The following is a 7834-nucleotide window of genomic DNA, read 5'->3' as shown; positions in this document are numbered from 1 at the left end:
CGACATCAACGTCGCCTGACACACCGCTTTCGCGAGCAAGCCCGCTCCCACATTGGTTTTGCGGTGTTTTCCGGGCCAGTTATCACACAGTCCCAATTGGGCATTTTTTTTGCCGCCCATGGCGGGCATACTAGGCCGTCCCTTTCCCTGGTGCCGCCCGCCCCTATGCTTCGCGTCCTGATAGCCCTAGCTCTGACATGCCTGCTCCAACCGGCCTTTGCTGATGAGCGCGCAGATACCCAACAACAGTTGGACGCCACGCGTCAGGACATTGCCGAGCTGAAGAAGCTGCTGGGCAAGCTGCAGGAAGAAAAGTCCGGTGTGCAGAAAGAGCTCAAGGGCACCGAAACCGAAATGGGCAAGCTCGAGAAGCAGGTCGAAGCCCTGCAAAAAGAGCTGAAGAAAAGCGAAGCCGAGCTGCAGCGACTCGATGCAGAGAAAAAAAAACTCCAGAGCGCGCGCATTGAACAGCAACGACTGATCGCCATTCAGGCCCGGGCGGCCTACCAGAACGGTCGTCAGGAATACCTCAAGCTGCTGCTCAACCAGCAGAATCCTGAAAGATTTGCCCGTACCCTCACCTATTACGACTACCTGAGCCAGGCTCGCCTGGAGCAGTTGAAGAATTTCAACGAAACCCTGCGCCAACTGTCCAATGTCGAGAAAGACATCGCCATGCAGCAGGCGCAACTGCTGGTGCAGCAAAGCAGCCTCGACACCCAGCGTGATGAGCTCGAGAAAGTCCGCAAGGAGCGCCAGCAAGTCCTGGCCAAGCTCAATGACGACGTAAAGGCCCGGGATCAGAAACTGGCGGCGCGCGAGCAGGATCAGGCAGACCTGTCTAAAGTCCTTAAAACCATTGAAGAAACTCTGGCACGCCAGGCCCGTGAGGCAGAAGAAGCGCGACAAAAAGCGCTGATTGCCCAGCAGGAAGCCGAAAAAAAGCGTTTACGTGAGGCCCAGGCGCAGGCAGATGCCAGCGACGATGCCCCACGCAAACCGGTCAGATCGACACCTGGCGCACTGGTTTCCAGTTCCGGCGAAACCTTTGGCGGTCCGTTTGCGTCAACCCGCGGCAAACTTCCCTGGCCTGTCGATGGTCGACTGCTGGCGCGCTACGGTGAAAGCCGAGGCGACGATGCCCGGACCAAGTGGGATGGCGTGATGATCGGCGCGTCTGCCGGCAGTGCGGTGCGTGCCGTACACGGTGGTCGCGTGGTGTTCGCCGACTGGTTGCGCGGCGCCGGGCTGCTGGTGATCCTCGACCACGGCAATGGTTATTTGAGTCTGTACGGTCACAACCAGACGCTGCTCAAGTCTGCCGGTGACGTTGTAAAAGCCGGTGAGCCTATTTCCACTGTCGGTAGCAGTGGCGGGCAGGACACACCAGCGCTGTATTTCGCAATTCGTCAGCAGGGTCACCCGAGTGACCCTGCGCAATGGTGCCACGCGCAAGGATAGGCGTAGAGTCACCTACATTAGGAGTTCGTTCGACATGCTGCATTTGTCCCGCCTTACCTCGCTGGCCCTGACGATCGCCCTGGTGATCGGCGCGCCTCTGGCGTTTGCCGCTCAACCAGCGCCGGTGGTTGCGCCTGCGGGCACTGCCGCGACCACCAAGGCGCCGCTGCCGCTGGATGAGTTGCGCACCTTTGCCGAGGTGATGGACCGGATCAAGGCCGCTTATGTCGAACCGGTGGACGACAAGACCCTGCTGGAAAACGCCATCAAGGGCATGCTCAGCAACCTCGATCCGCATTCCGCCTACCTGGGCCCTGAAGATTTCGCCGAGCTGCAGGAAAGCACCAGCGGTGAATTCGGCGGCCTGGGCATTGAAGTCGGCGCCGAAGACGGCTTCATCAAGGTGGTGTCACCGATTGACGACACCCCGGCCTCCAAGGCCGGCATTCAGGCCGGCGACTTCATCGTCAAGATCGACGGCCAGCCGACTCGCGGCCAGAGCATGACCGAAGCCGTGGACAAGATGCGCGGCAAGATCGGCCAGAAAATCACCCTGACTCTGGTGCGCGATGGCGGCACGCCGTTCGACGTGACCCTGACCCGCGCCGTCATCCAGGTCAAGAGCGTGAAGAGCCAGTTGCTGGAATCGGGCTACGGCTACATCCGCATCACCCAGTTCCAGGTCAAGACCGGTGAAGAGGTTTCCAAGGCCCTGGCCAAGCTGCGCAAAGATAACGGCAAGAAGCTCAAGGGCATCATTCTCGACCTGCGCAACAACCCGGGCGGGGTGTTGCAGGCGGCGGTGGAGGTGGTCGACCACTTCATCACCAAGGGCCTGATCGTTTACACCAAGGGGCGTATCGCCAACTCCGAGCTGCGTTTCTCTGCCACCGGCAAGGACGAAAGCGAAGCCGTGCCAATGGTCGTGTTGATCAACGGCGGCAGCGCCTCGGCTTCGGAAATTGTCGCCGGCGCCCTGCAGGACCAGAAACGCGCCGTGCTGATGGGCACCACCAGTTTCGGCAAGGGCTCGGTGCAAACCGTGCTGCCGCTGAACAATGAACGCGCATTGAAGATCACCACAGCGTTGTATTACACGCCGAACGGCCGCTCCATCCAGGCCCAGGGCATCGTCCCGGACATCGAAGTGCGCAAGGCCAAGATCACCAGCGAGCAGGACAGTGATTACTTCAAGGAAGCGGACTTGCAGGGTCACTTGGGCAATGGCAACGGCGGTGTCGACAAACCGACCGGTTCCAGCGGCAAAGCCAAGCCGATGCCGCAGGACGATGATTACCAACTGGCCCAGGCCCTGAGCCTGCTCAAAGGGCTGAGCATCACGTCCGGCCGTTGAGATGTTTCTGCGGTTGCTGATCGGACTGTTGTGTTGTCTGGCGGGTCTTGCTCATGCAGAACCCGCCGGATCGACGTCCCACAAAGCCTACCTGAGCCTGATCATCGATGACCTGGGGCAGAACCTGCCCCGGGATCGCCGCGTGCTGGCCCTGCCCGGCCCGGTGACTGCGGCGATCATGCCCGATACACCCCACGCCACCGAATTCGCCCGCGAAGCCCATCGCGCCGGCAAGATCGTCATTCTGCACATGCCCATGGATCCGGCCACCGGACCGTTCGCCTGGCATCCCGAACTGCCCGTCGATGAGCTGGAAAAACGCCTGAACGCCGCGTTCAAAATGGTCCCGTACACCAGCGGCATCAACAACCACATGGGTAGCCGCATGACCGCACAACCAACGGCCATGGCCTGGCTGATGGCGGCCTTGCAGCGACGGCACAAGTTCTTCGTCGACAGCCGCACCAGCGCCCAGACCGTAGCCGCTGCCCAAGCGCAGAAGATCGGTTTGGCGAGCGTTTCACGGGATGTATTTCTCGACGATGAGCGTACTGAAGCAGCGATTTTGACCCAGTTGCAGACCGCGATCAGCCTCGCGCACAAGCAGGGTTCGGCGGTGATGATCGGGCATCCGTATCCACAGACGCTGGCGGTACTGGAACGCGAACTGCCCAAGCTCAAGGCTCAGGGGATCGAGTGGATTGATATCCGGCAGATGATCAGTGTGCGCGGAAACCGGGCGACGGCGGCGCATGGCAAGGATGGGATATATCGCTGAGTCTGCGCACCGCAGAACAAAAATGTGGGAGCGGGCTTGCTCGCGAAGGCGTCGTGTCAGTCAACATCATTGCTCCCTGGTACACCGCTTTCGCGAGCAAGCCCGCTCCCACATTGGTATGTGCAGGATCGCTAGAGATACTGCGCCATTATCTCGTCCACCCGACCTTCCTTGCGCATCTGATCCAGCGCCGCCTGGAGCTTGGCAACCGTTTCGTCCGGCACGTCCTTGTTCAGTGCCAGGTACAGTTCGGCACTGTTGAAACGCAATACGGTTTTCAACCCGTTAACCCCTTCCTGGCGCGCCAGATAGCGCCCGGCGGGGTCACCAGTGGCCCACAGGTCGATCTGCCCGTTGACCAGTTTTTTCGCGTTGTCCTGGTCGCGCAGTACAACAATCGGATTGAGTCCCTGCTTGGCCAGCGTCTCGGCAATGGCGTCGCCCTTGTAGGCGCCGATCTTGTATTTGCGCGCGTCATTCAAGGTTTCGAGGGTGATCTTGCTGTCAGCCTTGGCCAGCATGATCCAGTCGTCCGGGCCAATCGGGCCGACCCATTTGAAGAGTTTTTCGCGATCGGGCAGGCGCGCCATGACGAATACGCCGTAACCGGGTTTTTCCAGGGTGAGTTTGTAGATTCGCTCCCAAGGGAAACGTAACGTCAGGCTGTAGGTGATGTCGGCGCGCTTGAATATCTCGCGGACGATATCGGTGGCGATGCCATCGATGTTCTCGTCCTGAGCGAAGTTCTTGCCGTTCTTCGCCATGTTGTACGGCGGGAAATTTTCCGTCAGCAACACCAGGTCGGTATCGGGGCTGTCTTTAGCGTTTGCTCCGTTGATCAACAACAGAGAAGCGCTGGCAAGGACGATAAGAAAGCGTTTAAGCATGTCTGGCTACCGAAATCCATGGCGTACCCAAGAGTGCCTTGGGTACGCCATGGTGTCCACTGGCCTGTACCGGTTTGTTTAACGCATCACGATTCCGCGATGGGCCATATAGGCCTTGGCTTCCTGCACGGTGTATTCGCCGAAGTGGAAAATACTCGCCGCCAGAACCGCGCTGGCGTGGCCTTCGATAATGCCGTCGGCCAGGTGTTGCAGGTTACCGACACCGCCGGAGGCGATCACCGGAATGCCCAGTGCATCACTGATGGCGCGGGTGACGCCCAGGTCAAAGCCGTTTTTCATGCCGTCCTGGTCCATGCTGGTCAGCAGGATTTCGCCGGCGCCCAGGCCTTCCATTTTCTTCGCCCACTCAACGGCGTCGAGACCGGTTGGTTTGCGACCGCCATGGGTGAAGATTTCCCAGCGCGGGGTTTCGCCCGGTCCGGAAACCTTCTTCGCGTCGATAGCCACCACGATGCATTGCGAACCGAAATGCTGCGCGGCTTCGCCGACAAATTCCGGGTTGAACACTGCGGCGGTGTTTATCGAGACCTTGTCCGCGCCGGCATTGAGCAGGTTGCGGATATCCTGCACGGTGCGCACGCCGCCGCCCACGGTCAGCGGGATGAACACCTGGCTGGCCATGCGCTCGACGGTGTGCAGCGTGGTGTCGCGGCCATCGACGCTGGCGGTGATGTCGAGAAAGGTAATCTCGTCGGCGCCCTGCTCGTCGTAGCGACGAGCAATTTCCACCGGGTCACCGGCGTCGCGGATGTTTTCGAATTTCACACCCTTGACCACCCGGCCGTTGTCCACGTCCAGGCAAGGGATGATGCGTTTGGCCAGCGCCATGATCAGTCCTCAGCCTTTGTATGAATCGCAGAAAGCTTGCGCTTCAGCGACATCGAGGGTGCCTTCGTAGATCGCGCGGCCTGTGATCGCACCGATGATGCCTGGCGCCTTGGCGTCGAGCAGGGTCTTGATGTCACCCAGGTTGTGGATGCCGCCGGAAGCGATCACCGGGATCTTTGTTGCAGCAGCCAGTGCCGCGGTGAACGGTACGTTGCAGCCCTGCATCATGCCGTCTTTGGCGATGTCGGTATAAACGATCGAAGACACGCCGTCGGCTTCAAACTGCTTGGCCAGGTCGATCACCTGGATGGTGCTGATTTCAGCCCAGCCGTCAGTGGCGACAAAACCGTCTTTGGCATCCAGACCCACGATGATTTTGCCCGGGAACGCGCGGCAGGCTTCTGCAACAAAGGCCGGATCTTTCACGGCCTTGGTGCCAATGATCACGTAGCTAACGCCCGCTTTCACGTAGTGTTCGATGGTTTCCAGGGAGCGGATACCGCCGCCGATCTGGATCGGCAGGTTCGGATAACGCTTGGCGATGGCGGTGACCACTTCGCCGTTGACCGGCTGGCCTTCGAAGGCGCCGTTCAGGTCGACCAGATGCAGACGACGGCAACCGCCCTCCACCCACTTGGCTGCCATGCTCACCGGGTCATCGGAGAACACTGTGGAATCTTCCATGCGGCCCTGGCGCAGACGAACACAGGCACCGTCTTTAAGATCGATAGCGGGAATAATCAGCATCTGGCAAACCTTCAAATTCGAATGTTCAGCTTGGCTCGGAAATCAGTTTTTCTCGAGCGCCCACAGGTCGCTTTCGATGCTTTCGAACCTCTCTTTGAGGTGCGCCTGCACATCGAAAATCGCCCTGTTGTAATAGTGCGGAGCAATTTCACGGGTAAACAGCTCAAGAATCTCCGCCGCCTCGAACGAACCGAGGTCGAGCTCAAAGCGGTCTTCCATGAAACGCTTGATCTTGCGATTGGCCTCGCTCTCCTGTTCGGGAGTGAGGGTCAGAATCGGCGGCTTCTTCTTGACGGCCATTTACCAGCGACCGTCCCACGCAGCGAAGTTCTGCAGCAACTGCAGGCCATGGGTATGGCTTTTCTCCGGGTGGAACTGCACGGCGAAACGCGAGCCTTCGGCCAGCGCCGCGGCGAAATCGACACCGTAGTGACCGCCACCCACCACCTGCCGCGCGTTGGCGGCAGCGATGTAGTAGCTGTGCACGAAGTAGAACCGCGCCAGGTCCGGAATGTCGTGCCACAGCGGGTGACTGACCTTCTGCTTCACTTCGTTCCAGCCCATGTGCGGGACTTTCAGGTGTTCGCCGTCTTCATACAGGTCTTTGCCGAAGAACTTCACCGCGCCCGGGAACAGGCCGATGCAGTCGACACCGTCGTTCTCTTCGCTGGTGTCGAGCAAGGCTTGCATGCCCACGCAGATGCCAAGGAACGGCCGGTCCTGGCTGACTTCACGCACCAGCGAATCGAAGCCGAGGCGAAGGATCTCCGCCATGCAATCGCGAATCGCGCCAACGCCGGGGAAAACCACCCGGTCGGCTTCGCGAATCACATTGGCATCACTGGTGATCAGCACCTTGCCGGCACCGACGTGCTCGAGGGCCTTGGCCACCGAGTGCAGGTTGCCCATGCCGTAATCGATAACCGCGACTGTCTGCATTACAGGACGCCCTTGGTCGATGGCATTTGCCCGGCCATGCGGTCATCGAGCTCGACGGCCATGCGCAGAGCGCGGCCGAAAGCCTTGAACACGGTTTCGATCTGGTGGTGGGTGTTGGTGCCACGCAGGTTGTCGATGTGCAGGCTGACCAATGCATGGTTGACGAAGCCCTGGAAGAATTCCTGGAACAGGTCAACGTCGAAGCCGCCGACGGTGGCGCGGGTGTACGGAACATGCATCTGCAGGCCTGGACGGCCGGAGAAGTCGATCACAACCCGCGACAGCGCTTCATCGAGCGGCACGTAGGCGTGGCCGTAGCGACGGATGCCTTTTTTGTCGCCGATGGCTTTGGCAAACGCCTGGCCGAGGGTGATACCGACGTCTTCCACCGTGTGGTGGTCATCGATATGCAGGTCGCCCTTGCTGACAATATCCAGGTCGATCAGCCCGTGACGGGCGATCTGGTCCAGCATGTGCTCAAGAAAAGGAACACCGATATCGAATCGGGCCTTTCCGGTGCCATCGAGGTTGATCGAGGCTTTGATCTGGGTTTCCAGAGTGTCGCGCTCGACAGACGCCTTACGTTCGGCCATCACCAGCTCCGCAAAATCATTGGGCGAAAAAGGCAGCCATTATAGGCGTGCGGGGCCGAAACAGAAACACGAGAGGTGATATCCCTGACGGAGTGAATTCAGGGGTGCCGGCGATAGACATGTCCATACAAGCCATTTGGCACACCACAAAACAAAATGTGGGAGCGGGCTTGCTCGCGAAGGCGGTGTTTCAGGCAACTTTAAGTCGACTGGCACTGCGCCTTCG

The 7834-nt window shown here is 59.7% G+C and carries 9 protein-coding genes; 3 read left to right on the top strand and 6 right to left on the bottom strand.

Annotation, left to right across the window (positions count from 1 at the left end; translation table 11 throughout):
- Positions 1 to 165: 165 nt before the first annotated feature.
- Genes KGB29_RS24765 through KGB29_RS24755 form a run of 3 tightly spaced genes read left to right on the top strand, consistent with a single transcriptional unit; the run spans position 166 to position 3593 of the window.
- A complete protein-coding gene (locus tag KGB29_RS24765) occupies positions 166 to 1461 on the top strand; it encodes a murein hydrolase activator EnvC family protein (RefSeq protein ID WP_057712408.1) in 1296 nt (431 codons plus the stop codon).
- 34 nt (positions 1462 to 1495) lie between these two features.
- On the top strand, positions 1496 to 2815 hold the full coding sequence (locus KGB29_RS24760; protein ID WP_057712409.1) for a S41 family peptidase: 1320 nt from the start codon (positions 1496 to 1498) through the stop codon (positions 2813 to 2815).
- Between the two features lies 1 nt (position 2816).
- Positions 2817 to 3593 (top strand): divergent polysaccharide deacetylase family protein, encoded by a 777-nt coding sequence (locus KGB29_RS24755; RefSeq protein WP_154861218.1) that lies wholly within the window; start codon positions 2817 to 2819, stop codon positions 3591 to 3593.
- Between the two features lie 131 nt (positions 3594 to 3724).
- On the opposite strand, the gene KGB29_RS24750 is transcribed toward KGB29_RS24755, so the two are convergent.
- From KGB29_RS24750 to hisB, 6 genes are all read right to left on the bottom strand, one after another.
- Complete coding sequence (locus KGB29_RS24750; RefSeq protein ID WP_150812002.1) at positions 3725 to 4480, bottom strand: substrate-binding periplasmic protein; 756 nt, start codon at positions 4478 to 4480, stop codon at positions 3725 to 3727.
- Between the two features lie 78 nt (positions 4481 to 4558).
- Positions 4559 to 5329 (bottom strand): imidazole glycerol phosphate synthase subunit HisF, encoded by a 771-nt coding sequence (gene hisF, locus KGB29_RS24745; protein ID WP_007972752.1) that lies wholly within the window; start codon positions 5327 to 5329, stop codon positions 4559 to 4561.
- Positions 5330 to 5338: 9 nt separating this feature from the next.
- Positions 5339 to 6076 (bottom strand): 1-(5-phosphoribosyl)-5-[(5-phosphoribosylamino)methylideneamino]imidazole-4-carboxamide isomerase, encoded by a 738-nt coding sequence (gene hisA / locus KGB29_RS24740; protein WP_027617356.1) that lies wholly within the window; start codon positions 6074 to 6076, stop codon positions 5339 to 5341.
- Positions 6077 to 6118: 42 nt separating this feature from the next.
- Positions 6119 to 6376: a DUF2164 domain-containing protein gene (locus tag KGB29_RS24735; protein WP_007989200.1), complete on the bottom strand. Its 258-nt coding sequence runs from the start codon at positions 6374 to 6376 to the stop codon at positions 6119 to 6121.
- Positions 6377 to 7015: an imidazole glycerol phosphate synthase subunit HisH gene (hisH, locus tag KGB29_RS24730; protein ID WP_223616495.1), complete on the bottom strand. Its 639-nt coding sequence runs from the start codon at positions 7013 to 7015 to the stop codon at positions 6377 to 6379. It abuts the gene before it with no gap.
- Positions 7015 to 7608 (bottom strand): imidazoleglycerol-phosphate dehydratase HisB, encoded by a 594-nt coding sequence (hisB, locus tag KGB29_RS24725; RefSeq protein WP_003218037.1) that lies wholly within the window; start codon positions 7606 to 7608, stop codon positions 7015 to 7017. The genes hisH and hisB overlap by 1 nt, the downstream gene beginning before the upstream one ends.
- Between the last annotated feature and the right edge of the window lie 226 nt (positions 7609 to 7834).

It is taken from the genome of Pseudomonas sp. BF-B-30, assembly GCF_019956305.1.
Classification (GTDB): domain Bacteria; phylum Pseudomonadota; class Gammaproteobacteria; order Pseudomonadales; family Pseudomonadaceae; genus Aquipseudomonas; species Aquipseudomonas jessenii.
Note: the sequence above shows the minus strand (reverse complement) of the source record. Positions and strands in the feature narration are given on the sequence as shown.

Bases quoted from the DNA above. Each gene is read 5' to 3' on its own strand.
- hisH (WP_223616495.1), bottom strand. From the start codon at position 7,015: ATGCAGACAGTCGCGGTTATCGATTACGGCATGGGCAACCTGCACTCG.
- hisF (WP_007972752.1), bottom strand. From the start codon at position 5,329: ATGGCGCTGGCCAAACGCATCATCCCTTGCCTGGACGTGGACAACGGC.
- KGB29_RS24765 (WP_057712408.1), top strand. From the start codon at position 166: ATGCTTCGCGTCCTGATAGCCCTAGCTCTGACATGCCTGCTCCAACCG.
- KGB29_RS24735 (WP_007989200.1), bottom strand. From the start codon at position 6,376: ATGGCCGTCAAGAAGAAGCCGCCGATTCTGACCCTCACTCCCGAACAG.
- hisA (WP_027617356.1), bottom strand. From the start codon at position 6,076: ATGCTGATTATTCCCGCTATCGATCTTAAAGACGGTGCCTGTGTTCGT.
- KGB29_RS24755 (WP_154861218.1), top strand. From the start codon at position 2,817: ATGTTTCTGCGGTTGCTGATCGGACTGTTGTGTTGTCTGGCGGGTCTT.
- KGB29_RS24760 (WP_057712409.1), top strand. From the start codon at position 1,496: ATGCTGCATTTGTCCCGCCTTACCTCGCTGGCCCTGACGATCGCCCTG.
- KGB29_RS24750 (WP_150812002.1), bottom strand. From the start codon at position 4,480: ATGCTTAAACGCTTTCTTATCGTCCTTGCCAGCGCTTCTCTGTTGTTG.
- hisB (WP_003218037.1), bottom strand. From the start codon at position 7,608: ATGGCCGAACGTAAGGCGTCTGTCGAGCGCGACACTCTGGAAACCCAG.